Source organism: Mycobacterium colombiense (assembly GCF_001672755.1).
Lineage (GTDB): Bacteria > Actinomycetota > Actinomycetes > Mycobacteriales > Mycobacteriaceae > Mycobacterium > Mycobacterium colombiense_C.
Map to the genome: position 1 here is coordinate 52,976 of NZ_LZKI01000006.1, position 22,909 is coordinate 75,884.

A 22,909-nucleotide genomic window follows, 5' to 3' on the forward strand; every position below is an offset into this window, starting at 1 on the left:
CCCTGCGCTGCACGGATCGCCCGAGATACCGCGCGAATGCCGGTCAGTCGGCCGAGAACTCGCGCAGCCGTCCGGCCAGCGCCATCGGAACCCGGGCCCTGATGCGGGTGCCCTCGGCGTTGTGCTCCTCCTGCTGGACGCGTCCGTCGGAGTGCAGGCGGGCCACCAGGTCGCCGCGGTGGTATGGGATCACCACGTCGACGGCGGTGTCGGCCGGGACGGCGAGCTCGGCGATCCGGCGGCGCAGGGCGTCGATGCCGTCGCCGGTGCGCGCGGACACGAACATGGCGCCCGGCAGGGCGTGACGAAGCTTGGCCAGCGTCAGATCGCTCGCGGCGTCGACCTTGTTCACCACCACCAACTCCTGCGGCGCGTCGCCCTCGTGGTCGGTCCCGTAGTCGGCGACGACCTCGGAGATGACCTGGCGGACCGCGTTGATCTGCGCCAGCGGGTTGACGTCGGAGCCGTCGACGACGTGCACCAGCAGGTCGGCGTCGACCACCTCTTCCAGCGTGGAGCGGAACGCCTCGACCAGCTGGGTGGGCAGGTGCCGGACGAATCCGACGGTGTCGGTGAGCACGAACGGGCGGCCGTCCTCGAACTCGGCGCGCCGGGTGGTGGGCTCGAGGGTGGCGAACAACGCGTCCTGTACCAGCACCCCGGCCCCGGTCAGCGCGTTGAGCAGGCTCGACTTGCCGGCGTTGGTGTAGCCGACGATGGCGATCGCGGGCAGGTCGCTGTGCACCCGCCGGCTGCGCTGGGTGTCGCGGACCTGCTTCATGTCTTTGATCTCGCGACGCAGCTTGGCCATGCGCTCACGGATGCGCCGCCGGTCGGTCTCGATCTTGGTTTCACCGGGACCGCGCAGTCCCACTCCTCCCCCGCTGCCGCCCGCGCGGCCACCGGCCTGCCGGGACATCGATTCACCCCAGCCGCGCAGCCGCGGCAGCATGTATTCCATCTGCGCCAGCGCGACCTGCGCCTTGCCCTCCCGGCTGGTGGCGTGCTGGGCGAAGATGTCCAGGATCAGCGCGGTGCGGTCGATGACCTTGACCTTGACGGCCTTCTCCAGCGCGGTCAGCTGAGCCGGGGACAGCTCACCGTCGCAGATGACGGTGTCGGCACCCGTCGCCAGCACCACCTCCCGCAATTCCTGCGCCTTGCCCGAGCCGATGTAGGTCGACGGGTCGGGCTTGTCGCGGCGCTGGATCAGCCCTTCGAGCACCTCGGAGCCGGCGGTTTCGGCCAGGGCGGCGAGCTCGGCCATGCTGGCCTCGCTGTCCGCGGCGGTGCCGTCGGTCCACACGCCGACCAGGACGACCCGCTCGAGCCGGAGCTGGCGGTATTCGACTTCGGAGACGTCGGTGAGTTCGGTCGACAGGCCGGCGACGCGGCGCAGCGCGGACCGATCTTCGAGGGCGAGTTCGCCCGTGCTGGGCTCCGCAACTGCCGGAGCGTGATCACGAAATTCTGGTTCTGTCATAGGCAATAAAAGATGATGCACGCCAAAACGGTGTCGTGCACCTGATTTAACGCTGCTGTGCGCGCCACCATTCCTCGCTGAGTTCTCCTTGGGCTAGAAGTACGGACGGTCCTCGCAGGAAGCTGGTGGCGTCTGTGATGGTGACGACGACCTCGCCGCCGGGCACGCGAACGGTCAGGGCGCCGGTGGCCGTCCCGGCACTAGCCAGCGCGGCGACCGCGGCCGCGACCGTTCCGGTGCCGCAGGAGCGCGTCTCGCCGACGCCGCGCTCGTGCACGCGCATGTGCACCGCCCCCTCGGCGGGTGCGGTGACGATCTCGACGTTCACCCCGTCCGGGAACTGGGCGGCATCGAAGCTCACCGGCGCGGCCACGTCCAGCGCGGCCAGTGCGTCGGCCGTCAGTTGTGGGTCGACACAGGCCAGGTGCGGATTGCCCACGTCGACCGCCAGGCCGGAGAACCGCCGGCCCCCCACGACGGCGTCGCCGGGGCCCAGCGTGTTGGCCTTGCCCATGTCGACGCTGATGTCGGCGGTGGTCGCGTCGGCGCGATGCACTGCGACCGGCCGCGGACCGGCCAGGGATCCGACCACGAATTCGTCGCGGGATTCCATGCCGCTGGCGCGCAGGTAGTGCGCGAAGACCCGCACGCCGTTGCCGCACATCTGGGCGACGGACCCGTCGGCGTTGCGGTAGTCCATGTACCAGTCGCCGGCGTCCACCCCGTCGGGCACCCGGTCGAGCACGCCGGCCGACAGCGCCGCACCGGCGGTGGTGACCCGCAGCACCCCGTCGGCGCCCAGCCCGCGGCGCCGGTCGCACAGCGCGGCGACCCGCGCCTCGGTCAGGCCCAGCTCGGCCTGCGGGTCCGGCAGCACCACGAAGTCGTTTTGGGTGCCGTGACCCTTGGCGAAATTCACCTGCTCAGGATACGTGGCGCCAGGCCCGCACGGCGGCGTCGACGACCGCGGCGCTCTCGGCCGGGGTCGCGGCGCCGACGTCGAGCCACTGCACCCGGTGATCGCGGCGGAACCAGGACCGCTGGCGCCGGACGTAGCGCCGGGTGCCGAAGAAGGTCTGCTCGCGCGCGTCCCGCAGCTGATCGGCGCCGGGGCCCGCCGGACCGCTCTGGTCCAGCGCGGTCAGCACCTGCGCGTAGCCCAGCGCCCGCGACGCGGTGACACCGTCGCGCAGGCCCTTGTCCAGCAGCGCGATCACCTCGCCGACCAGACCCCGGTCGAACATGGCGTCGGTGCGCCGGGCCAGACGATCGTCGAGAAGCGTTGTGTCGCAGTCTAATCCGACGATGACCGTATCCCATCTTGGGGCGCCGATCCGGGGCGCGGAGGCGGCGAACGGCTGACCGGTCAGCTCGACCACTTCCAGGGCACGCACCGTGCGCCGGGCGTCGGTGGGCAGGATGGACGCGGCCGCGGCGGGATCGCGGCGGGCCAGCTCGGCGTGCAGCTCGCCGACCCCGATCTCGGCGAGCCGCTGCTCCCAGCGCGCGCGCACCGCGGGATCGGTGGCCGGAAACGACCAGTCGTCGAGCAGCGACTGGATGTAGAGCATGGAGCCGCCCACGATGATCGGCACCGCGCCCCGGGCCGCGATCGCTTCGACGTCGGCCGCGGCGGCGCCCTGATAGCGGGCGACGGTCGCGGTCTCGGTGACGTCGAGGACGTCGAGCTGGTGATGCGGGATGCCGCGCCGGGCGTCGACGGGCAGCTTGGCGGTGCCGATATCCATGCCGCGGTAGAGCTGCATCGCGTCGGCGTTGACGATCTCGACGCGGACGCCGAGACGCTCGACCCGTTCCGCGAAGTCGAGGGCCAACTGCGACTTGCCGGTGCCGGTGGGGCCGATGATCGCCAGCGGGCGCACGGCGGCCGTCACAGCTGCCAGGCGCCGGCGAAGTAGCCCACCCCGTAGGGCGCTCCGCGGTACAGCTCCTTGGCGGATCGGGGTCCGGGCTCTGCCAGGCCGGCCAGTACCTGAAATGCGACCCGGCCGTGGATCTGCTGCGGCAGGCGGCGCAGCGCGGCGATGTCCCCGCCGGCCAACGCGTCGTCCAGGGCCTGTTGGGCGTCGGTGTTTTCCGGGTCGTATCCGCCGGGGGCAGCCGGTGTCAGCGTGTTCGCGCCGTCGGCCACGACCAGCACCCCGACCGGCTCGGCCAGCAGGTCGACCTCGGCGCGCAGGTGTCTGCCCAGACTCAGCGCGGTGTCGGCGTCGTGGTCGGCGCGGTAGACGCGGACCTGCGCGCTGGCGTTCGGCTGCGCCTGGCCGCGTACCCACCCGGCGAGCAGCGCGCAGATCGGCAGTGTCATCGGCGGGGCGGCCTCGTCCGCCTGCGGGGAGAGCCGAACGCGGACGTCCGCGCCGAAACCCGCGAAGGTGCCGACCGCGTCGGGATCCAGCACGTCGTCGTCGGGTCCCGCCCCGATCACCACCCAGCGGTCGGGCAGCAGCGCGGCCGCGGCAAGCGTCGCCGCGGCCAGGTCGGCGACCTCGGCGACGGCCGTTCCGGCGAGTTCGGGGACAAGGACCGGCGCCGACGGGACGATCGCAATCGCGCTCAGCACGCCACCAAACTAACGTGGCGGCCCGGCGCTAGTGCGGCGTGCCGGGGCCGGACGTCACCGGCGGAAGCTGTCCGCCACGAGCAGACGGTCACTGAAGGGGCCGAAGTCGTCGACTTCGGTCATCTCTGGGGTCGGCATTTCTCGCGGGGCACCACCGGACCTCTGCTCGGCCTGGTCGATGCTGGCGGCTTCGCCGCGGGCCAGCGCGATCGTCGCGATGATGACCACGGCCACCGCCCCGATCAGCACGAACGCCCTGGGACCGCTGGCGTTCATCGTCTCGCCCAGCACCAGGACCCCGAGCAGGCCGGCGACCACCGGCTTGGCCACCGTCATGGTCGGGAGCGACGCGGTCAGCGCGCCGGCACGGAAAGCCGACTGCTGGAAGATCATCCCGACCAGGGCCACCAGCAGCCAGGGGAGGAATTCCGGCGACGTCAGCACGGCCATCGGGCCGTTCTCGGACATCTCCACAATGCCCTTGGTCAGCACCGCGAACAGCGCCAGCGAGGAACCCGCCACCACCGCGAGCAGCACGGCCGAGAACGGGCTGCCGGACCAGCGCCGCGCCGCCACCACGCAGGCCACCAGCAGCGGGATCATGACCATGGCGACGATGAGCCAGGTTCGCAGCAGGCCGCGCTGCTCGCCGGCCGCCGGGTCGCCGACGATGATGACGACCGCCAGCGCGGCGGCCAGGATGAGCGCCCACCCCCATTCGCGGGGCTTCACCCGGTGACCGGCAAGCCGCGCGTAGATGGGCAGCGCGAACAGCAGCGCCGTGACCTGCAGCGCGGTCACCATGACGACCGAGCCCCACGCCAGGGCGGCGGCCTGCAGGCTGTAATTGGTGATCGCGGCCAGGCCGCCCAGCCACCACCGGGTGTCCTTGAGGGACATGCGGAACAGCTCGAGGTGGCCGACCTGTTTGTCGGTGACCTCGTGTGCGGAGCGCTGCCGAACCACGTCGCCCACCGCGGATGCCAGCGCCGCGCACAAAGCTAATAACGCCGCGACATCGACTTTCGACATTTTCGACCCCTCCGCCTCACACCCGTCCGACCAGCTTTCCCCGAGGCGCAGCTAAATACACGCACAATTTGCGTTCAGTTCAACTACAAACTTATGACGTTCCACACGTTGCTAACTGCGCCGCAGGTAACCGTTCAACTAGTACTTCAGCAACCTATGTAACGCGTGGGACAACTCTAAGAGAACTACACAGGTAGCTGTGAGCGACAGCTAAGCCCGTTCGCTGCCAGCCCTTTTCACGCCTCGCCAGCCGTGCGCGATGGGATCAGCGTCACAACATCGCTTTGATCGTCCGGCGCGTCGTCGGCCGCGTTCATGGATGCGGCCTCTCCCCGGGCCAGGGCCGTGGTCGCGACGACGACCACCACCACCGCTGCCACCAGGGCGATTACCGCGGGGCCCTTGGCGCCGAGCGTCTCACCGAGCACGGTGACCCCCAGTACCGACGCGACCAGCGGCTCAGCCACCGTCATCGTCGGCAACGACGCGGTGAGCGCGCTGGCCCGAAATGCCGACTGCTGGAAGATCGTGCCGAGCACCGCGACCAACAGCCAGCCGTACAGCTCCGGGGTGCGCAGTAGCGCCCCCGGCCCGTCCGGGAGCACGTCGACGACCGCCTTGGTGAGCACCGCGAACAACGCCCACGACGACGCCGACACCAGTGCCAGCAGCACCGCGGCCAGCGGGCCCGACCAGAGGCGCGCGCCCAGCACGCAGAACGCCATCGCCGGCCCGATCACCATCGCGACCACCACCCAGGAATCCAGCGACGCCCGCTGGTAACCGGCGGCCGGTTCCCCGACGGTGACGAAGACCGCCACCGCGGCCGCCAGCAGGACCGCCCACACCCACTCGCGGCGGCTCAACCGATGCTTGGTCAGCCAGGCATAGACCGGCAGGGCGAACAGCAGCGCGGTCACCTGCAAGGCCTGCACCAACACCACCGAACCCAGGCTCAGCGCCACCGCCTGCAGCGTGAAGCTGCCCACCGCCGCGATCCCGCCCAGCCACCACCGGACGTCACGCAACGACATCCGCAACAGCTCCAGGTGGCCCACCTGGTCGTCGGTGATTTCCTGCGCGGAGCGCTGCCGGATCACGTCGCCGACGCCCGACATCAGCGCGGCGATCAGCGCGAGGAGCGCAGCAATATCCACCTTGGCGATGGTGACCTCCCATCGACGTGCGACCCCGACGAGAGCCGAAGGACAACGCTCACCAGGGTTCGACGAACTCCGATGCGGTGACGCGATAGCACGACCGTACCCGCCGGTGCGGAGACGGCGACGGTGCCGCGCGGCCGCCGGGCCGGTCGGGAATGGCAAGGTGGCGGCGCATGCCGGAGCAAGCTGCTTGAATATCGTTAAGCAGCTGTTGGGAGAACCCGGCCCCGGGCATCCGACAGAGGCAGGAGACGGTGCCGCTACGCGCGGCAGGCGCGCGGGACACGGACCGCGCGGAAGGGTTGTGAAAGGGTAGTGACGAGCGCATGACGGCTGACGAGCCTCGCGACGATTCAGCTCGGCCCGCGCCGCGTCCGGGACCGCGGCCCGGCCCCCGGCCGACACCGCGGCCCACCACCGCGCACCCGCTGGTGGTGCCGCCGCCCAGCAATCCGCACCAGTTCGGGCGCGTGGACGATGACGGCACGGTATGGCTGATCAGCTCCGCCGGCGAGCGCATCGTCGGCTCCTGGCAGGCCGGCGATCGCGAGGCGGCGTTCGCCCACTTCGGCCGGCGCTTCGACGACCTGGCCACCGAGGTCACCCTGATGGAGGAGCGCCTGGCCTCCGGGTCCGGTGACGCGCGCAAGATCAAGGCGCACGCGGCCGAGCTGGCCGAGTCGCTGCCGACGGCGGCTGTGCTGGGCGATATCGATGCGCTGGCTGCCCGGTTGACCACCATCGCCGAGCACGCCGAGGCGGCCGTCGCCGCAGAGCGCTCCCGGCGCGACGAGCATCGCGCCACCCAGACCGCCCGCAAGGAGGCGCTGGCCGCGGAGGCCGAGGAGTTGGCCGCCAACTCGACGCAGTGGAAGGCCGCGGGTGACCGGTTCCGCGCGATCCTCGACGAGTGGAAGACGATCAGCGGGGTGGACCGCAAGGTCGACGACGCGCTGTGGAAGCGCTACTCCGCGGCCCGGGAGGCGTTCAACCGGCGCCGGGGATCGCACTTCGCGGAGCTGGACCGGGAGCGCTCGGGGATCCGCCAGGCCAAGGAACGCCTGTGCGAGCGGGCCGAAGCGCTGTCCGACTCGACCGACTGGACGGCCACCAGCGCCGAATTCCGCAAGCTGCTGACCGAGTGGAAGGCGGCTGGTCGGGCGACCAGGGAGGTCGACGACGCCCTGTGGCGGCGTTTCAAGGCAGCCCAGGACGTGTTCTTCACCGCCCGCAACGCGGTGACGGCGGAGAAGGACGCGGAGTTCCGGGCCAATGCGACCGCCAAAGAGGCGCTGCTGGCCGAGGCGGAGAAGCTGGACACCAGCAACCACGACGCCGCCCGCGCGGCGCTGCGCACGATCACCGACAAGTGGGACGCGATCGGCAAGGTCCCGCGCGAGCGGTCCGCCGAGTTGGAGCGCCGGCTGCGCGCGGTCGAGAAGAAGGTGCGCGACGCCGGCGACACGGGCTGGTCCGACCCGCAGGCGCAGGCCCGGGCCGAGCAGTTCCAGGCCCGCGCCGAGCAATACGAACAGCAGGCGCAAAAGGCCGCGGCGGCGGGCCGCACCAAGGAAGCCGAAGAGGCCACGGCCAACGCCGAGCAGTGGCGACAGTGGGCGCAGGCGGCAGTCGAGGCGCTGACCCGCAAGCCCTAGCGGCCGTCAGACCCCGTCGTGCCGGGGTCGTCGCGGGTCTCCCCGGCGCTGCGCGTGGCCGGATCGTCCAGGCCGTCCAGCAGGGTGGCCGACTGCTGCGCCGCCGCGACGCGGCGCCGCTGCTCCTCGGCGGCGAGCTGCACGATGGTGCGCGACCAGACCACACGGGCCCAGTGGTAGGTGAGCACGAGCACGGTGAGCCAGGCGATGATCAGGCCCCAGCCCGGCCCCGGGTGCCCCGCGGCCACGGTCTGACGCGACCAGATCGCCAGCATGCCCGCGGCACCCGCGATGGCCGTGCCCGCCAACGCAACCCACGCCAGCGCCCAGCGCCGCGTCACCAGCGCCAGCATCGAGAAGCCGACGCCGAACACCAGCGCCAGCCAGGCGAACACCCGCGACGGCAGGCCGACGGCGGCCGCGCCGGCACCGTGGCTGCCGAACAACACGTCCCAGCCACGCACGTCACCGGTGTGCGGCAGGACGAAGGACGCCAGCAGCACGAACACCAGGATCGACACCAGGAAGGCCCGCGGGCCGGGGTCGATTCCGCGGGCCACGCGGCGTTCGGCGGCTTCGATCTCGCTCCGCAGGGCGCCGAGGTGTACGTCGTCGTTGTTCATCTCTTTTTTCACAGCGCACATCCAAGGGGTTCGGTCGGGCCGACGGGCGGCCCGACGGCGGGCATGCCGAGGCCGATGCCGCGCGGGCGCTGCCCGGCGGCCTGCGCATCACCCGCCCGGGTGCGGCGATGCGTGACGACGCCCGCGTCGGCGATGAGGTGGTGGGGTGCGGCCCCGGTGATCACCGTGGTGACGATGTCGCCGGGCCTGACGTCCCCGGGTGTGTCGACGGCGAAGTGCACCAGCCGGCCGTCGCGGGCCCGCCCGGTCATGCGGGCGGTGCGGCTGTCCTTACGTCCTTCGCCGGTGGCGACCAGCAATTCGACGGTCTGGCCGATCAGGGCCTGGTTGCCCTGCAGCGAGATCGCCTCCTGCAGCTCGATCAGCCGGTCATAGCGTTCCTGCACAACGGCTTTCGGGATCTGCCCGTCGAGTTCGGCGGCCGGGGTGCCGCGCCGCTTGGAGTACTGGAAGGTGAACGCGGCCGAGAACCGGGCCTGGCGCACCACGTCCAGCGTGGCGGCGAAGTCCTCTTCGGTCTCACCGGGGAACCCGACGATCAGGTCGGTGGTGATGGCCGCGTGCGGCATGGCGGCCCGGACGCGGTCGATGATGCCGAGGTAGCGCTCGGCGCGGTAGGACCGTCGCATCGCGCGCAGCACCCGGTCGGAGCCGGACTGCAGCGGCATGTGCAGGGCGGGGCAGACATTCGGCGTCTGCGCCATGGCCTCGATGACGTCGTCGGTGAATTCGGCCGGGTGCGGCGAGGTGAACCGCACCCGCTCCAGGCCGTCGATGTCGCCGCAGGACCGCAGCAGGCGGGCGAAGGCGCCGCGGTCGCGGGGTAGGGCCGGGTCGGCGAAGGACACCCCGTAGGCGTTGACGTTCTGGCCGAGCAGCGTGACCTCGAGCACACCGTCGTCGACCAGCGACCGAACCTCCGCCAGGATGTCGTCGGGGCTGCGGTCGACCTCTTTGCCGCGAAGCGACGGGACGATGCAGAACGTGCAGCTGTTGTTGCACCCGACTGAGACGGAAACCCAAGCAGCATAGGCGGATTCGCGTGCGCTGGGCAGCGACGACGGAAACTCCTGCAGCGCCTCGGCGATTTCCACCTGGGCGGCCTTGTTGTGCCGGGCGCGCTCCAGCAGCGTGGGCAGCGACCCGATGTTGTGGGTGCCGAAGATGACGTCGACCCAGGGCGCCTTGTGCAGCAACGCGTCCCGGTCCTTTTGGGCCAGGCAGCCGCCGACGGCGATCTGCATCTCGGGGTTGCCGCGCTTGCGCGGCGCGAGATGGCTGAGGTTGCCGTACAGCTTGTTGTCGGCGTTCTCGCGCACGGCGCAGGTGTTGAACACCACCACGTCGGCGTCGGCGCCCTCGGCCGCACGCTGGTACCCGGCCGCTTCCAGCAGGCCCGCCAACCGCTCCGAGTCGTGGACGTTCATCTGGCAGCCGTAGGTGCGGACTTGATAGGTGCGCGCCGGTGCGGCGTCCGCCGCCGCGGTCTCACGCACCATCGAAGTCACGGGGCCATGGTACGGCGACCGGTCGGCGCACGAGAAACCGCACGTCACCGGCCTAGACCCGGCGGCGCTCCCGCTCGGCGGCCAACTCGGCGAACACCACCTCGCACGCCATGTTCTGGCTGTAACCCCGGCGCGCGAGCATCCCCACCAGCCTGCGGGTCACCCGCGCGTCGTCGTCGTTCAGCGTCTCGCGGCGCAGCTTGGACCGGACCAACTGCTCCGCCCGGTCCCGCTCGGCGCCGGCATCGATCCCGGCCAGCGTCGCGGTGATCACGTCGTTGTCGACGCCCTTGGTGTGCAGCTCGGCGGCCAAGGCGCGCTTGCTTTTCCCCGCGTGCGTCCGGCGGGACTGCACCCACTGCTGGGCGAAGTCGGCGTCGTCGATCAAGCCGACGGAGGCCAACCGGTCGAGCACCCGTTCGCTGACGTCGTCGGGATAGCCGCGTTTGGCCAGCCGGCCGTGTAGCTCGGCCCGGGTACGCGCTCTCGCGGTGAGCAGGCGCAGGCACAGCGCCCGCGCCTGCTCTTCGCGGGAGGGCTCAGAAGTCGACGGGGGCGGGCAGGACGTCGTCATCGGTCACGACCGCGCCAATGCCGAGCTTTTCCTTGATCTTCTTCTCGATCTCGTTGGCGACTTCGTCGTTTTCCTTCAGGAAGGTGCGGGCGTTCTCCTTGCCCTGGCCCAGCTGCTCGCCCTCATAGGTGAACCAGGAGCCGGACTTGCGGATGAAGCCCTGCTCCACACCCATGTCGATCAGCGAGCCTTCCCGGCTGACCCCCTGGCCGTAGAGGATGTCGAACTCGGCCTGCTTGAAGGGCGGCGCCACCTTGTTCTTGACGATCTTGACCCGGGTGCGGTTACCGACCGCGTTGGTGCCGTCCTTGAGCGTCTCGATCCGGCGCACGTCCATGCGCACCGACGCGTAGAACTTCAAAGCCTTTCCACCCGTGGTGGTTTCGGGGCTGCCGAACATCACGCCGATCTTCTCGCGCAGCTGGTTGATGAAGATCGCGGTGGTGCCCGAATTGTTCAGCGCGCCAGTCATTTTCCGCAGGGCCTGGCTCATCAGCCGGGCCTGCAGCCCGACGTGGCTGTCGCCCATCTCGCCTTCGAGCTCGGCGCGCGGCACCAGCGCGGCCACCGAGTCGATGACCAGGATGTCCAAGGCGCCTGAGCGGATCAGCATGTCGGCGATCTCGAGGGCCTGCTCCCCCGTGTCGGGCTGGCTGACCAGCAGGGAATCGGTGTCCACGCCGAGCTTCTTGGCGTACTCCGGGTCCAGGGCATGCTCGGCGTCGATGAAGGCGGCGACGCCGCCGGCGGCCTGTGCGTTGGCCACCGCGTGCAGGGCGACGGTGGTCTTACCCGAGGATTCCGGGCCGTAGATCTCCACGACCCGGCCGCGGGGCAGCCCGCCGATGCCCAAGGCCACGTCCAGTGCGATGGATCCGGTCGGGATGATCGAAATCGGCTGACGCGTCTCGTCGCCGAGACGCATCACCGAGCCTTTGCCGTAGCTCTTTTCGATCTGGGCCATCGCCAGTTCGAGAGCCTTCTCGCGATCGGGGGCTTGCGCCATGGTGCCTCTCCTATAGTCGGTGTTCGTCTGACCGGTATCGGTCGGTTGGCGGTGACACTAGAGAAGGCCACCGACAAGTTGACTGGCCGAACGTTCCCCACAGTAGCCGAACAGGTGTTCGATTCAAGTTCGACACGCCGCGTGTGCAACATTGCGAAAGGCCGGCCCCGAAAACAGATGGACATTTCCGCGGAGCTGTCGGAAATCTCGTCCTACGGCGGATTCTTCGCGCTGACCGTCGGCGGCGAGGCCGCCGGATGGCACCCGGTCACCCGGTCCTACGCCGGCGGCTACACCGACCTGATCGACGCCACCGTCGCGCGTTATCGGACGTCGGAGCGCCGGGTTGGGGCGTCCCTGGTTCAGCTCGGCCACGCCGCCCGGCTGTGGTCCCCCGTCCTCGCGTGCGCCCTCGGCCACGGCGTCATCCCGGATCTGGCGCGGCTGCAACGGGCCGACGACGGGGCGCGGCTGCGGCTGCCCGAACCCGTCGGAGACCCGGTCGACCGCGACTCGTTGCCCGACGCGCTGTACCGCGTCGTCGTGCGCGAGCACATGGAACCGCTCGCGGCGGGATTACGGGTCAAGGTGGCACCCGATCTGCTGGCCGGCAACATCGCGTCCGCCCTCGTCGGGACCGCGCAGGCGTTGGTGGCGGTGCGGCCCGACCTACGCGAGCCGGTCGCCGCGGTCACCGGTTCGCTGCTGAACACGGGAGCGCTCGCCGGCACGATGACCGGCAGCGATCTCGGGTGGCGGCGGCGCAGCTGTTGTCTGCTCTACCGGACACCCGCCGGAGCCAAATGCGGGGACTGCGGGCTCTGATCCGCCGCCTGGTTCACCACTGTTCCCGGGGCACGTCGAAGTCCACGCACAACGCCCGCCAGACGTCGCGGGGCTCGATCCCGGCCTCGATGGCTTGGGCTGCCGTGCGGCCGTCGAAGCCGGCCAGCACGTGATCCACCAGCACCGAGGACCCGTAGGTGGTGCCAAAGCGCAGGACTACCCGCTCGTGAAACTCCGTTAGCCGCACGTGAGTCAACATACCCAGCCCGCAGGCATCGGACACCTGAGCGCGAAGCGCGCTACCTCCAGCTGGCCGGCAAGTCGATGATGTGGTTGGGGCAGTCCTCCTGGGCCGCGATCGACATCACGTCGCGCGCGCGTTGGGCCGACATGGTCGCGCGCAACTGCATGAAGGCGTATTCGGCTGGGGCGAGTCCCTGCTGGGCGGCGGCCGGATCGTCCATCAGCTGGCAGGCCTGCTGTTCCTCGGGACTGTCGGCGTGCGCGACGGCCGCGCCGGCCAGCGCGGCGGCCAGCAGGGCGCCGGCGGCGAATGTCGTGATGATCCTCATCGGGTGCCTCCCGCCGAAGCATAAGGCGACCCGGGCGGCGCGCTGCGGATCATCCGGCCACCGCCAACGCGTCGCGGCACACCCGGACCGGGTCGGCGACGTCGGCGATGCCCGCGGCCGCCGCCTGCGCCGCCGCGCGGTAGCCCGGCGACGCCAGCACCTCGTCGACCGCCGCCACCAGCGCGCCGGCGGTCAGCGGCCGGATCAACCGAGCGCTGCCCTGGCGCTGCACCCGGTTGGCGATCTCCCATTGGTCGCCGCCGCCGGGCACCACCACCAGCGGCACGCCGGCCAGCAGCGTCTTGGCCACCATGCCGTGGCCGCCGCCGCAGATCACCAGGTCGGCGTGCGCCAGCAGCTCGTCCTGGCGTCCCAGCCCGACCGTCGCCCACGGCGGCACCGCCAGTTCCGGTCCGTCCAACCGCGACACCAGCAGCCGCGACCCCGCCGGCAGGGTCTCCCCCGGCGTCAGGCACCCCAGCGCGACCTCGGCGAGGCCCTCGGTGCCGATCAAGGCGGTCGACGGCGCGATGACCAGCACCGGCCCGGAGCCGGCCGGGACCTCGAGGATCCGGTCGGTCGGCTCGAAGTGCAACGGCCCGACGACGACGGCCTCGGCGGGCCAGTCCGGGCGGGGCACCTCCAGCGCGGGCAGCGTCGCGATCAGCCGGCGCAGCGGCCCGGGGTCGCGCGCCGGCAATCCGATCTCGACGCGCGAGTTCGCGCGCTGCTGCAGGCCGGTGCGCACGGATCGCGCCGTCAGCGCGCGCATCGCGGCGTCGCGCAGCCGGCCCCGGATGCCGGTGCCGGGCGCCAGCCCGCTGCCGATCGGCGGCAGTCCTTTCGACGGCAGGTACAGCGGGTGTGGGTTGAGTTCGATCCACGGGATGCCCAGCAGCTCGGCGGCCATGCCGCCGCCGGCGGTGATGACATCGGACACCACCAGGTCGGGCGCCAACTCGCGCAGCGCGGGCACATTGAGCACGGCCATCCGCGCGGCGCGCCGATGGATCCTGGCCCCGGCGTCGACGTCGTCGTCGGTGGCCGCCAGCCCGTCCAGCGCGGCGGCGTCGATGCCGGCGCCGCGGGCGGTGTCCAGCCATTCGGCGCCGGTGAACAGCGTGGGCTCGTCGCCGGCTTCGGCGAAGCGCCGGCACAACGCGATCGCCGGGAACGAATGCCCGGGATCCGGCCCGGCGACCACGGCGACGCGCATCGTGCTTACCCTGCCACAGCGCCCGGTTGCCACGCGCCTACGCTGGCAAGATGACCGAGCTGACTGGCACGACCGTTGCGAACACCCGCACGGTCGAAGGATTCCTGAACGCCCTGCAGGACGCGGATTACGACGCCGCCGGCGCCGCGCTGGCCGACGATCTCGTCTACGAAAACGTCGGCCTGCCCACCATCCACGGCCGGGCCCGGGCCATCAAGCTGTTTCGCCAGATGGAGGGCCGCGCCGCCTTCGAGGTGAAGATCCACCGCATCGCGGCCGACGGCGGCGCGGTACTCACCGAACGCACCGACGCGCTGATCTTCGGCCCGCTGCGGCTGCAGTTCTGGGTGTGCGGCGTATTCGAGGTCCAGAACGGGCGAATCACGTTGTGGCGGGACTACTTCGACTTCTTCGACATGCTCAAGGCCACCGCGCGCGGCCTGGCGGCGCTGGTGTTGCCGTCGCTCAAAGCGACGTTCTGACCCAGGCGCCTACCCGGTGCCGCGCAAGCCGCCGAGTTCGTCGAACGCCTGCGCCCAACCGACCAGTCGATCGGTCGCCCCGGCCAGCTCGGCGCGGTAGTGCTGCGACGCGGCCGATCCGTCGCCGTTCGCCGACGACACCAATTGCGCTGCCGCGGTGACCATTTCGTTGTACTGGCGGACGCCCGCACCCAGCTGGGCGGTAAACGCGTTGATGGTGGGCACCAGATACGACCGCGATTCCTCGCTGGCCTGCGCCGCCCGCTCCATCGACACCACCTGAGCGGCGGTGGACGCCATGGCTGCCGAGGTCCGGGTGGCGGCCGCGGTCAGGTCGCGGATCTCGGCGGTCGGCAACATCGCGCCCCGCTCGATCACCGCCAGCAGCGAGGAAAACCCGCGCTCGGAGGCGCCCAGCGCGTACATCGCGGGGCGCGCCGCCGAACCCGGGGGTGGCAGCCGGCGCGCGCTCGTGGTCCGGGGCGTCGGCAACGGCTCGGACTTGAGCCAGCGATAGCGCAGCAGCAACAGCGTCGCCGGGATGGCCATGAAAACCGCGACGCCGCCGGTGATTTCGAGTAGCAAGGCGAACCAGCCCCAGGCCGCGAGCAGCATCGTCACCGCGGCCCAGAACACGCATCCGGCGCTGAAGATCAGTCCCCACCGCAGCGCGCGGCGACGCCGCCGCAGCAGCCGGGCGCGCGGGTCCGCGGCCGCGCTGATCCTGCGGGCCACCAGGTCGGACAGGTCGGCGGCGGTGGCCAGGCCGCGGTGCAGCAGCGCGCGCAACGGACCGGGCCGCGTCGCCTTCACCGCCATGACACTTCGGCTACTGGCCAAGTGGCTTCTCGGGGACCGAGCCGCCGGCGCTCTCCGCGGGCGCGGGAGAGGCGGGCGTCGTCGTGGCGGCCGGCGTCCCGCCCGTCGGCAGGGCCTCACCACGCATCGAGGCGCGGATCTGCTCCAGGCGGGAGTGGCCGGCCATCTGCACCCCGGCCTGCTCGACCTCGAGCATCCGGCCCTGCACCGAACCCTGCGCGAGCTCGGCGGCACCGATCGCGTTGGCGTATCGCCGCTCGATCTTGTCGCGCACCTCGTCGAGGCTCGGGACGTTGCCGGGGGCGGCCAGATCGCTCATCGACTGCAGCGAGGCGCTCACCTGCTCCTGCATCTTGGCCTGCTCGAGCTGGCTGAGCAGCTTGGTGCGCTCGGCGATCTTCTGCTGCAGCACCATGGCGTTCTGCTCGACGGCCTTCTTGGCCTGCGCGGCCGCGCCCAGCGCCTGGTCATGCAGCGTCTTGAGGTCTTCGACGCTCTGCTCGGCGGTCACCAGCTGGGCGGCGAACGCCTCGGCGGCGTTGTTGTACTCGGTGGCCTTCGCGGCGTCACCGGCCGCGGTGGCCTGGTCGGCCAGCGTCAAGGCCTGACGCACGTTGACCTGGAGCTTCTCCACGTCCGCCAGCTGACGGTTGAGCCGCATCTCGAGTTGCCGCTGGTTGCCGATCACCTGCGCGGCCTGCTGGGTCAGCGCCTGGTGCGTGCGTTGCGCTTCCTCGATGGCCTGCTGGATCTGGACCTTGGGGTCTGCGTGCTCGTCGATCTTGGCGTTGAACAGCGCCGCGAGGTACTTCCACGCCTTGACGAACGGATTGGCCATGAGTTAGCTCCACCTTCGCTTCTTGAGGATCCGGATGGTCCCCGGATGGGCCTGAGGGGCTCCGCGCCTGTCGCTCAATTTAGTGGGTCGGCGCCGATCGCCCCACCCCTTACGCGGGATCGGTCCCCGGCGCTCAGGCCAGCGCCAACGACGCCACCGGCGGAATGACGACCTTGATGCTGGTGCCGCTCGCCCCGTCCGCGGCGGCGCCGACGGCCGCCTGCTCCTCGGTGGCCATCCGCTCGCCGGCGTGGGTGAGAACCGACGACAACGGGACGTCCAGCGCGTCGCAGATCGCGTTCAGCAGCTCGCTGGACGGCTCCTTGCGGCCGCGCTCCACCTCGGACAGGTAGCCGAGGCTCACCCGCGCCGAATCGGACACCTCGCGCAGCGTCCGGCCCTGTGTCGTGCGGGCCTCGCGCAGCACGTCGCCGATGACCTCTCGCACCAATGGCGGCATCCCGCCCTCCTTCGTCCAGTCGGCCCTGCGCGGCACGTACTCAGCTTGCCTCCGGCAGGTGCTCATTAGGTGAACGCCGACAACGGTGGTCTGGTTCCCGTCGGATGCCGCCGAAATCAGGCGGGCGTGCGGCGCACTTCCCGGACGGTCGACACGACGTAGTCGATCCCGGTGATCACCGTCAGCACGATCGCCACGCCCATCACCACCGCCGCGATCACCCGGAACGCCCCCGGCGTTGCCGCCCAGGGCAGCACGAACAATCCGATGGCCAGCACCTGCACCACAGTCTTGACCTTGCCGCCCCAGCTGGCCGGAATGACGCCGCGGCGGATCACGGCCAGCCGTAACACGGTGACCCCGAATTCGCGGGCCAGGATCAGCACGGTGACCCACCACGGCAATTCCCCGAGCATCGACAGCCCGATCAGCGCCGACCCCACCAGCGTCTTGTCCGCGATCGGATCGACGAACGCGCCGAACTCGGTCGCCATGCCGTAGTTGCGGGCCAGCAGGCCGTCCAGCCGATCGGTGATGCAGGCGGCCGCGAAGATGACGAAAGCCACCACGCGGAAGCCGTTTTGGTGGCCGTCTCCGGCGAAGAGCGCGAGCAGGAAGATGGGCACCAACACGAGCCGCAACAGGGTCAGCGTATTGGCGAGGTTGGCGATGTTCGCGCGGCCTACCATCGGACCCGTCTGCGGCTGCCCCGACACGGCAACAGAATAACGGTTGACCAGCGCACCCGTCCCAGATGTCGATACTGTTAGCCGTGACCCAAAGTCCGCAGCGCCCTCGTCCGCTGGTTCGGCGCGCGCGAACGTCCGACGTGCCGGCGATCAAGCACCTGGTCGACACCTACTCGGGAAAGATCCTGCTGGAGAAGAACCTCGTGACCCTCTACGAGGCTGTCCAGGAGTTTTGGGTGGCCGAGCACGAGGGCCAGGTGGTCGGTTGCGGCGCACTGCACGTGATGTGGTCGGACCTCGGCGAGGTCCGCACCGTCGCGGTCACCCCGGCGCTGACCGGACACGGCATCGGCCACGCGATCGTCGACCGGCTGCTCGAGGTCGCCCGCGAGTTGCAGTTGAAGCGGCTGTTCGTGCTGACGTTCGAGACCGAATTCTTCGCCCGCCATGGATTCACCGAGATCGAGGGGACGCCGGTCACGGCCGAGGTGTTCGAGGAGATGTGCCGCTCCTACGACATCGGTGTCGCGGAGTTCCTGGACCTGAGCTACGTCAAGCCGAACATCCTCGGCAACTCGCGGATGCTGCTGAGGTTGTAGCGGCACTGGGACTAGGCGCGCCGGGCGTGAACCGAACGGAGGGATTCGGGCCGTTTCTGCCTTGCGTTCGCGCCCGGCGCTAGTCCTCGGGGTCCCCCCCGTCGGCGTCGCTGCCGCCCCGGATCAGCGCCAGCGTTCCGGCCAGTTCGTCGGGCTTGACCAGCACCTCGCGCGCCTTGGAGCCTTCCGACGGCCCGACGATGCCGCGGGTCTCCATCAGGTCCATCAGCCGGCCGGCCTTGGCGAAGCCGACGCGCAGCTTGCGCTGCAACATCGAGGTCGAACCGAACTGGCTGGACACCACCAGCTCCACGGCCTGCAGGAACACGTCCATGTCGTCGCCGATGTCCGGGTCGACATCGGTGCGTTCGCCGGTGGGCTTGGCGGTGGTGACGCCCTCGGTGTATTCGGGTTCGGCCTGGTCCTTGCAGGCGGTGACGACGGCGTGGATCTCCTCATCGGTGATGAAGGCGCCCTGCAGCCGGATCGGCTTGTTGGCGCCCATCGGCAGGAACAGGCCGTCGCCCATGCCGATCAGCTTTTCGGCGCCGGCCTGGTCCAGGATGACGCGGCTGTCGGTCAGGGACGACGTGGCGAACGCCAGCCGGGAGGGCACGTTGGTCTTGATCAGACCGGTGACTACATCCACCGACGGGCGCTGGGTGGCCAGCACCAGGTGAATGCCTGCGGCGCGGGCCTTTTGGGTGATCCGCACGATGGCGTCCTCGACGTCGCGGGGCGCCGTCATCATCAGGTCGGCCAGCTCGTCGACGATCGCCACCACGTACGGGTAGGGCCGGTACTCCCGCTGGCTGCCCAGCGGCGCGGTGATGGCACCGGAGCGGACCTTCTCGTTGAAGTCGTCGATGTGCCGCACCCGCGACGCCTGCATGTCCTGGTAGCGCTGCTCCATCTCCTCCACCAGCCACGCCAGCGCGGCCGCCGCCTTCTTCGGCTGGGTGATGATCGGGGTGATCAGATGCGGAATGCCTTCGTACGGCGTGAGTTCCACCATCTTCGGGTCGATCAGGATCATCCTGACCTCTTCCGGGGTGGCGCGCGCCAGCAGCGAAACCAGCATCGAGTTGACGAAGCTGGACTTGCCGGAACCGGTCGAGCCGGCGACCAGCAGGTGCGGCATCTTCGCGAGATTGGCCGAGATGAAGTCGCCCTCGATGTCCTTGCCGAGCCCGATCACCAGCGGGTGGTGGTCGCGCCGGGTCGACGGGGCGGTGAGCACATCGGCCAGCCGCACCATTTCTCGGTCGGTGTTGGGCACCTCGATGCCCACGGCCGACTTGCCCGGGATCGGGGCGAGCATGCGCACGCTCTCGGTGGCCACCGCGTATGCGATGTTCTTCTGCAGCGCGGTGATCTTCTCGACCTTCACGCCCGGCCCCAGCTCGACCTCGTAGCGGGTGACGGTCGGCCCGCGGGTGCAGCCGGTGACGGCGGCGTCGACCTTGAACTGGGTCAGCACCTCGGTGATGGCGTCGGCCATGACGTTGTTGGCGGCGCTGCGCTTCTTGGGCGGATCCCCCGCTACCAGCAGGCTCAGCGAGGGCAGCGTGTAGGGCCCCTCGACGACCCGGTCCAGCTCGACCGTGTCGTGCTTGTCCGCCGACCGCCCGCGCTTGCGGCTCCGTGAGCCCTGCAGGGCGGGCTGGACGGCGGGTTCGGGCACGGTGGGGATGTCGTCCTGGAGCGCGGCCTGGGCATCGTCGTCCGGCGACCACGCAGGCGGCGCCTGGTCCGGGACGGAGGACGCGTCGTCGTGGTAGTTGGCGGGCTCCGCCTCGGCGTCGTCGTCGAACTCGTCGGCATAGTCGTAGGGCTCGTCGTCGTAGACCTCGTCGACGAACCGGGTGTGGAACAGGTTGCGCATCACCACGGGCACCTCGCGGATGGTGGTGCCGGTCAGCAGCAACAGGCCGAACATGAAGCCGATGAACAGCAACGGCGCGGCGATCCAGGGCGTGAGCCCGTCCGAGAGCGGCCCGCCGATGGCGAAGCCGATGAACCCCGCCGCGCGGCGGCGCGCTTCAGGGTCTCCGGGCGAACCGGACCACAGGTGGCGCAGGCCGAGCACCGACAGCGTGATCAGGCTGGCGCCCAGGATCAGCCGGGGGCGCACATCCGGGTTGGGTTCGGTGCGCATCAGGGTCACCGCCACCGCGGCGGTGACGACCGGCAACGCCAGCACCCCCGCGCCGATGAAGGTCCGCAGCAGCGTGTCGATCCACGTGCCGACGGGTCCGGCGGCGTGGAACCACGAGCTCGCGGCGACCACCACGGAAAAGCCCAGCAACAGCAACGCGATGCCGTCGCGGCGATGCCCGGGGTCGATGTCGTGGGCCCGCCCGATCGACCGGGCCGCGCCGCCGGTCCCCCGGGCGGCCATCAGCCAGATGGCGCGCGCGGCGCGCCCGCAGGTCAACCCGGCGCCGACCAGCGGCGCATGGTTACGCCGTCTGGCGGCCTTGCTGACCTTCTTGCGGGGCGCCGCCGGGCGCGCACCCCGGGACCCGCTGGTGCGCGAAGTGGCCTTTGACCTGCTCGTTCGGCCTCCGGAGCGGGCGGCGGTCTTGCTGGGCATGACGGCAAGCGTAGTCGCAACGGCATCATCTACACCACCCGCCACACTGGTAACGATCCGGCTTGTCGGGCATGGGGCCAATCGGCCGCCAAATCGCGTGAGTAGGGTGACATTCGGTTGCGAGAAGTCGTGCTCGTCACCCACCCCCACCGCGCCCCAGGAGGCCATCAATGCCCGTTGTCGTCGTCGCCACCATGACCGTCAAACCTGAGTCGGTCGACACCGTTCGCGACATCCTCACCCGGGCGGTCGAAGAGGTGCACGACGAACCGGGCTGCGAGATCTACTCGCTGCACCAGTCGGGCGAGACCTTCGTCTTCGTCGAGCAGTGGGCCGACGCCGAGGCGCTCAAGGCACACAGCACCGCGCCGGCGGTCACCAAAATGTTCACCGCGGCCGGCGAGCACCTGGACGGGGCCCCCGACATCAAGATGCTGCAGCCGGTCCCGGCGGGCGACCCGGCCAAAGGACAGTTGCGGCCCTGATGACCCGCTCGTCGCAAGGGCCCCTGAAGGGCAAGGTCGCATTCATCACCGGCGCGGCGCGCGGTCAGGGCCGCGCGCACGCGGTGCGGCTGGCCGCCGACGGCGCGGACATCATCGCCGTCGACCTGTGCGACCAAATCGCCAGCGTCCCCTACTCGCTGGCCACCGCCGACGACCTGGCGGCCACCGTGAAGCTGGTGGAAGACACCGGCGCCCGCATCGTCGCCCGGCAGGGCGACGTCCGCCACCGCGACTCGCTCTCGGCGGCGCTGCAGGCGGGGCTGGACGAGTTCGGCCGCCTGGACATCGTGGTGGCCAACGCCGGGATCGCCCCCATGCAATCCGGTGACGACGGCTGGCACGACGTCATCGACGTCAACCTGACCGGGGTCTACAACACCATCAAGGTCGCGATACCCACGATGGTCAAGCAGGGCACCGGCGGGTCGATCGTGCTGATCAGTTCGAGCGCGGGGCTGGCCGGGGTCGGCAGCCCGGACGCCGGCTCCGTCGGCTACGCCGCCGCCAAACACGGGGTGGTCGGGCTGATGCGGGTCTACGCGAATCTGCTTGCCGGGCAGATGATCCGGGTCAACTCGATCCATCCGTCCGGCGTCGAGACGCCGATGATCAACAATGAGTTCACCCGCGAGTGGCTGGCCAAGATGGCCGCCGCGACGGACACGCCGGGAGCCATGGGCAATGCCATGCCGGTCGAGGTGCTGGACGTCGAGGACATCGCGAACGCGGTGGCGTGGCTGGTGTCCGACCAGGCGCGCTACATCACCGGTGTGACCTTGCCGGTCGACGCGGGATTCCTGAACAAGTAGCCGCCATGGCACGAAACCCGGTCGCGCAGACAGCATTTGGCCCGATGGTGCTGGCCGCCGTCGAGCAGAACGAACCGCCCGGACGCCGCCTGGTCGACGACGACTTCGCCGAGCTCTTCCTGCCCGGCACGCTGCGGTGGCTCGTCGGCGCGACCCGTTTCGCACCGGTTCGCCGGCTGATGATCCGCGGCTCGGAGTTCACCGGTCCGGGCTTGTGGGCGAATCTGGCCTGCCGCAAGCGCTTTATTGCCGACAAGCTCAAGGAGTCGCTCGACGACATCAACGCCGTCGTCATCCTCGGGGCGGGGCTGGACACCCGCGCCTATCTCTTGACCAGGCGGGTGCGCATCCCGGTGTTCGAGGTCGATCTGCCGGTGAACGTCGCCAGGAAGTTCAAGACGGTGCGCCGGGTGCTCGGGGAGCCGCCGCTGTCGGTTCGGTTGGTGGCGTTGAACCTCGAGCATGACGACCTGCTCACCTCACTCGCCGAGCACGGCTATCGCACCGACTACCGAGTGTTCTTCATCTGCGAAGGCGTCACCCAGTACCTCACCGAGGCGACGGTGCGGCGCACGCTGGAGGGTCTGCGCGCGACCGCACCCGGCAGCCGTTTGGTGTTCACTTACGTCCGTCGGGATTTCATCGACGGCACCAACCGGTACGGCACCCGCACGCTCTACCGCACCGTGCGCCAGCGGCGGCAGCTGTGGCACTTCGGCCTGCAGCCCGACGAGGTCGCCGCGTTCCTCGGCGAGTACGGCTGGCGGCTGGTCGAGCAGGCCGGTCCCGACGAGCTGGCCCAGCGCTATGTCGAGCCCACCGGCCGCAAACTCAAAACCTCGCAACTGGAGTGGTCGGCCTACGCCGAAAAGATCTAGCGGGTCACCT

Annotated in this window: 25 protein-coding genes; 7 read left to right on the forward strand and 18 right to left on the reverse strand. The window is 70.3% G+C overall.

Annotated elements, in window-relative coordinates; genetic code table 11:
- Nucleotides 1-43: 43 nt before the first annotated feature.
- The 6 genes from hflX to A5708_RS01110 all read right to left on the reverse strand — a co-directional run bounded on the left by hflX (nt 44) and on the right by A5708_RS01110 (nt 6,265).
- Nucleotides 44-1,483 carry a GTPase HflX gene (gene hflX / locus A5708_RS01085; RefSeq protein ID WP_065026851.1) on the reverse strand — a complete coding sequence of 480 codons (1,440 nt, stop codon included), beginning with the start codon at nt 1,481-1,483 and terminating at the stop codon, nt 44-46.
- Nucleotides 1,484-1,529: 46 nt separating this feature from the next.
- The gene (gene dapF, locus A5708_RS01090; RefSeq protein WP_065026852.1) at nt 1,530-2,402 is read right to left on the reverse strand and encodes a diaminopimelate epimerase; all 873 of its coding nucleotides are present in this window, start codon (nt 2,400-2,402) and stop codon (nt 1,530-1,532) included.
- 4 nt (nt 2,403-2,406) lie between these two features.
- Nucleotides 2,407-3,366, reverse strand: a complete 960-nt coding sequence (gene miaA / locus A5708_RS01095) for a tRNA (adenosine(37)-N6)-dimethylallyltransferase MiaA (protein ID WP_065026924.1) — start codon at nt 3,364-3,366, stop codon at nt 2,407-2,409.
- An 8-nt stretch (nt 3,367-3,374) separates the two neighbouring features.
- On the reverse strand, nt 3,375-4,067 hold the full coding sequence (locus tag A5708_RS01100; protein ID WP_065026853.1) for a hypothetical protein: 693 nt from the start codon (nt 4,065-4,067) through the stop codon (nt 3,375-3,377).
- Between the two features lie 54 nt (nt 4,068-4,121).
- Nucleotides 4,122-5,099, reverse strand: a complete 978-nt coding sequence (locus A5708_RS01105; protein WP_065026854.1) for a DMT family transporter — start codon at nt 5,097-5,099, stop codon at nt 4,122-4,124.
- Between the two features lie 236 nt (nt 5,100-5,335).
- On the reverse strand, nt 5,336-6,265 hold the full coding sequence (locus A5708_RS01110) for a DMT family transporter (RefSeq protein WP_196772488.1): 930 nt from the start codon (nt 6,263-6,265) through the stop codon (nt 5,336-5,338).
- A gap of 323 nt (nt 6,266-6,588) precedes the next feature.
- Between A5708_RS01110 and A5708_RS01115 the strand changes: the two genes are divergently transcribed.
- On the forward strand, nt 6,589-7,917 hold the full coding sequence (locus A5708_RS01115; protein WP_081292769.1) for a DUF349 domain-containing protein: 1,329 nt from the start codon (nt 6,589-6,591) through the stop codon (nt 7,915-7,917).
- On the opposite strand, the gene A5708_RS01120 is transcribed toward A5708_RS01115, so the two are convergent.
- From A5708_RS01120 to recA, 4 genes are all read right to left on the reverse strand, one after another.
- Nucleotides 7,914-8,540 (reverse strand): hypothetical protein, encoded by a 627-nt coding sequence (locus A5708_RS01120; RefSeq protein WP_081292775.1) that lies wholly within the window; start codon nt 8,538-8,540, stop codon nt 7,914-7,916. The genes A5708_RS01115 and A5708_RS01120 overlap by 4 nt on opposite strands.
- An 8-nt stretch (nt 8,541-8,548) precedes the next feature.
- The gene (miaB, locus tag A5708_RS01125) at nt 8,549-10,060 is read right to left on the reverse strand and encodes a tRNA (N6-isopentenyl adenosine(37)-C2)-methylthiotransferase MiaB (RefSeq protein ID WP_196772489.1); all 1,512 of its coding nucleotides are present in this window, start codon (nt 10,058-10,060) and stop codon (nt 8,549-8,551) included.
- A 61-nt stretch (nt 10,061-10,121) separates the two neighbouring features.
- Nucleotides 10,122-10,643: a recombination regulator RecX gene (recX, locus tag A5708_RS01130; RefSeq protein ID WP_065026858.1), complete on the reverse strand. Its 522-nt coding sequence runs from the start codon at nt 10,641-10,643 to the stop codon at nt 10,122-10,124.
- Nucleotides 10,609-11,649: a recombinase RecA gene (gene recA, locus A5708_RS01135; RefSeq protein WP_065026859.1), complete on the reverse strand. Its 1,041-nt coding sequence runs from the start codon at nt 11,647-11,649 to the stop codon at nt 10,609-10,611. Before recA ends, recX begins: the two co-directional genes overlap by 35 nt.
- A 177-nt stretch (nt 11,650-11,826) precedes the next feature.
- On the opposite strand from recA, the gene A5708_RS01140 reads away from it, so the two are divergent.
- On the forward strand, nt 11,827-12,474 hold the full coding sequence (locus tag A5708_RS01140) for a (2Fe-2S)-binding protein (RefSeq protein ID WP_065026860.1): 648 nt from the start codon (nt 11,827-11,829) through the stop codon (nt 12,472-12,474).
- A 13-nt stretch (nt 12,475-12,487) separates the two neighbouring features.
- On the opposite strand, the gene A5708_RS01145 is transcribed toward A5708_RS01140, so the two are convergent.
- From A5708_RS01145 to A5708_RS01155, 3 genes are read right to left on the reverse strand one after another with little or no spacing between them, the layout of a single operon-like run.
- The gene (locus A5708_RS01145; RefSeq protein ID WP_419538289.1) at nt 12,488-12,682 is read right to left on the reverse strand and encodes a DUF3046 domain-containing protein; all 195 of its coding nucleotides are present in this window, start codon (nt 12,680-12,682) and stop codon (nt 12,488-12,490) included.
- A gap of 52 nt (nt 12,683-12,734) precedes the next feature.
- Nucleotides 12,735-13,007, reverse strand: coding sequence for a hypothetical protein (locus A5708_RS01150; RefSeq protein ID WP_065026862.1), 273 nt, complete (start codon nt 13,005-13,007; stop codon nt 12,735-12,737).
- A 49-nt stretch (nt 13,008-13,056) separates the two neighbouring features.
- Nucleotides 13,057-14,223 carry a glycosyltransferase gene (locus tag A5708_RS01155; protein ID WP_065026863.1) on the reverse strand — a complete coding sequence of 389 codons (1,167 nt, stop codon included), beginning with the start codon at nt 14,221-14,223 and terminating at the stop codon, nt 13,057-13,059.
- Nucleotides 14,224-14,273: 50 nt separating this feature from the next.
- On the opposite strand from A5708_RS01155, the gene A5708_RS01160 reads away from it, so the two are divergent.
- Nucleotides 14,274-14,705: a limonene-1,2-epoxide hydrolase family protein gene (locus A5708_RS01160; RefSeq protein ID WP_065026864.1), complete on the forward strand. Its 432-nt coding sequence runs from the start codon at nt 14,274-14,276 to the stop codon at nt 14,703-14,705.
- Nucleotides 14,706-14,714: 9 nt separating this feature from the next.
- On the opposite strand, the gene pspM is transcribed toward A5708_RS01160, so the two are convergent.
- The 4 genes from pspM to pgsA all read right to left on the reverse strand — a co-directional run bounded on the left by pspM (nt 14,715) and on the right by pgsA (nt 17,511).
- Entirely contained in the window at nt 14,715-15,524 is an 810-nt protein-coding gene (gene pspM / locus A5708_RS01165; RefSeq protein WP_065026865.1) for a phage shock envelope stress response protein PspM, read from the reverse strand.
- A gap of 10 nt (nt 15,525-15,534) precedes the next feature.
- Entirely contained in the window at nt 15,535-16,362 is an 828-nt protein-coding gene (gene pspA / locus A5708_RS01170) for a phage shock protein PspA (RefSeq protein ID WP_065026866.1), read from the reverse strand.
- A gap of 133 nt (nt 16,363-16,495) precedes the next feature.
- Nucleotides 16,496-16,822, reverse strand: coding sequence for a transcriptional regulator ClgR (gene clgR / locus A5708_RS01175; RefSeq protein WP_065026867.1), 327 nt, complete (start codon nt 16,820-16,822; stop codon nt 16,496-16,498).
- A gap of 116 nt (nt 16,823-16,938) precedes the next feature.
- Nucleotides 16,939-17,511 carry a CDP-diacylglycerol--glycerol-3-phosphate 3-phosphatidyltransferase gene (gene pgsA / locus A5708_RS01180; RefSeq protein WP_065026868.1) on the reverse strand — a complete coding sequence of 191 codons (573 nt, stop codon included), beginning with the start codon at nt 17,509-17,511 and terminating at the stop codon, nt 16,939-16,941.
- A gap of 65 nt (nt 17,512-17,576) precedes the next feature.
- On the opposite strand from pgsA, the gene A5708_RS01185 reads away from it, so the two are divergent.
- The gene (locus tag A5708_RS01185) at nt 17,577-18,110 is read left to right on the forward strand and encodes an amino-acid N-acetyltransferase (protein WP_065026869.1); all 534 of its coding nucleotides are present in this window, start codon (nt 17,577-17,579) and stop codon (nt 18,108-18,110) included.
- A gap of 79 nt (nt 18,111-18,189) precedes the next feature.
- On the opposite strand, the gene A5708_RS01190 is transcribed toward A5708_RS01185, so the two are convergent.
- Nucleotides 18,190-20,874 carry a DNA translocase FtsK 4TM domain-containing protein gene (locus tag A5708_RS01190; RefSeq protein ID WP_419538290.1) on the reverse strand — a complete coding sequence of 895 codons (2,685 nt, stop codon included), beginning with the start codon at nt 20,872-20,874 and terminating at the stop codon, nt 18,190-18,192.
- A 2-nt stretch (nt 20,875-20,876) separates the two neighbouring features.
- Between A5708_RS01190 and A5708_RS01195 the strand changes: the two genes are divergently transcribed.
- Genes A5708_RS01195 through A5708_RS01205 form a run of 3 tightly spaced genes read left to right on the forward strand, consistent with a single transcriptional unit; the run spans nt 20,877 to nt 22,899 of the window.
- Entirely contained in the window at nt 20,877-21,191 is a 315-nt protein-coding gene (locus tag A5708_RS01195; RefSeq protein WP_044484998.1) for a putative quinol monooxygenase, read from the forward strand.
- Nucleotides 21,191-22,021, forward strand: coding sequence for a mycofactocin-coupled SDR family oxidoreductase (locus A5708_RS01200; RefSeq protein ID WP_065026870.1), 831 nt, complete (start codon nt 21,191-21,193; stop codon nt 22,019-22,021). The genes A5708_RS01195 and A5708_RS01200 overlap by 1 nt, the downstream gene beginning before the upstream one ends.
- A gap of 5 nt (nt 22,022-22,026) precedes the next feature.
- On the forward strand, nt 22,027-22,899 hold the full coding sequence (locus A5708_RS01205) for an SAM-dependent methyltransferase (RefSeq protein ID WP_081292770.1): 873 nt from the start codon (nt 22,027-22,029) through the stop codon (nt 22,897-22,899).
- The last annotated feature ends 10 nt before the right edge of the window (nt 22,900-22,909 follow it).

Bases quoted from the DNA above. Each gene is read 5' to 3' on its own strand.
- A5708_RS01200 (WP_065026870.1), top strand. From the start codon at position 21,191: ATGACCCGCTCGTCGCAAGGGCCCCTGAAGGGCAAGGTCGCATTCATC.
- A5708_RS01190 (WP_419538290.1), bottom strand. From the start codon at position 20,874: ATGGCCTCCTGGGGCGCGGTGGGGGTGGGTGACGAGCACGACTTCTCG.
- recX (WP_065026858.1), bottom strand. From the start codon at position 10,643: ATGACGACGTCCTGCCCGCCCCCGTCGACTTCTGAGCCCTCCCGCGAA.
- A5708_RS01195 (WP_044484998.1), top strand. From the start codon at position 20,877: ATGCCCGTTGTCGTCGTCGCCACCATGACCGTCAAACCTGAGTCGGTC.
- A5708_RS01105 (WP_065026854.1), bottom strand. From the start codon at position 5,099: ATGTCGAAAGTCGATGTCGCGGCGTTATTAGCTTTGTGCGCGGCGCTG.
- pspA (WP_065026866.1), bottom strand. From the start codon at position 16,362: ATGGCCAATCCGTTCGTCAAGGCGTGGAAGTACCTCGCGGCGCTGTTC.
- miaB (WP_196772489.1), bottom strand. From the start codon at position 10,060: ATGGTGCGTGAGACCGCGGCGGCGGACGCCGCACCGGCGCGCACCTAT.
- A5708_RS01205 (WP_081292770.1), top strand. From the start codon at position 22,027: ATGGCACGAAACCCGGTCGCGCAGACAGCATTTGGCCCGATGGTGCTG.
- A5708_RS01185 (WP_065026869.1), top strand. From the start codon at position 17,577: ATGTCGATACTGTTAGCCGTGACCCAAAGTCCGCAGCGCCCTCGTCCG.
- clgR (WP_065026867.1), bottom strand. From the start codon at position 16,822: ATGCCGCCATTGGTGCGAGAGGTCATCGGCGACGTGCTGCGCGAGGCC.
- pgsA (WP_065026868.1), bottom strand. From the start codon at position 17,511: ATGGTAGGCCGCGCGAACATCGCCAACCTCGCCAATACGCTGACCCTG.
- hflX (WP_065026851.1), bottom strand. From the start codon at position 1,483: ATGACAGAACCAGAATTTCGTGATCACGCTCCGGCAGTTGCGGAGCCC.
- A5708_RS01120 (WP_081292775.1), bottom strand. From the start codon at position 8,540: ATGAACAACGACGACGTACACCTCGGCGCCCTGCGGAGCGAGATCGAA.
- pspM (WP_065026865.1), bottom strand. From the start codon at position 15,524: ATGGCGGTGAAGGCGACGCGGCCCGGTCCGTTGCGCGCGCTGCTGCAC.
- A5708_RS01140 (WP_065026860.1), top strand. From the start codon at position 11,827: ATGGACATTTCCGCGGAGCTGTCGGAAATCTCGTCCTACGGCGGATTC.
- A5708_RS01150 (WP_065026862.1), bottom strand. From the start codon at position 13,007: ATGAGGATCATCACGACATTCGCCGCCGGCGCCCTGCTGGCCGCCGCG.
- A5708_RS01160 (WP_065026864.1), top strand. From the start codon at position 14,274: ATGACCGAGCTGACTGGCACGACCGTTGCGAACACCCGCACGGTCGAA.
- A5708_RS01115 (WP_081292769.1), top strand. From the start codon at position 6,589: ATGACGGCTGACGAGCCTCGCGACGATTCAGCTCGGCCCGCGCCGCGT.
- recA (WP_065026859.1), bottom strand. From the start codon at position 11,649: ATGGCGCAAGCCCCCGATCGCGAGAAGGCTCTCGAACTGGCGATGGCC.
- A5708_RS01155 (WP_065026863.1), bottom strand. From the start codon at position 14,223: ATGCGCGTCGCCGTGGTCGCCGGGCCGGATCCCGGGCATTCGTTCCCG.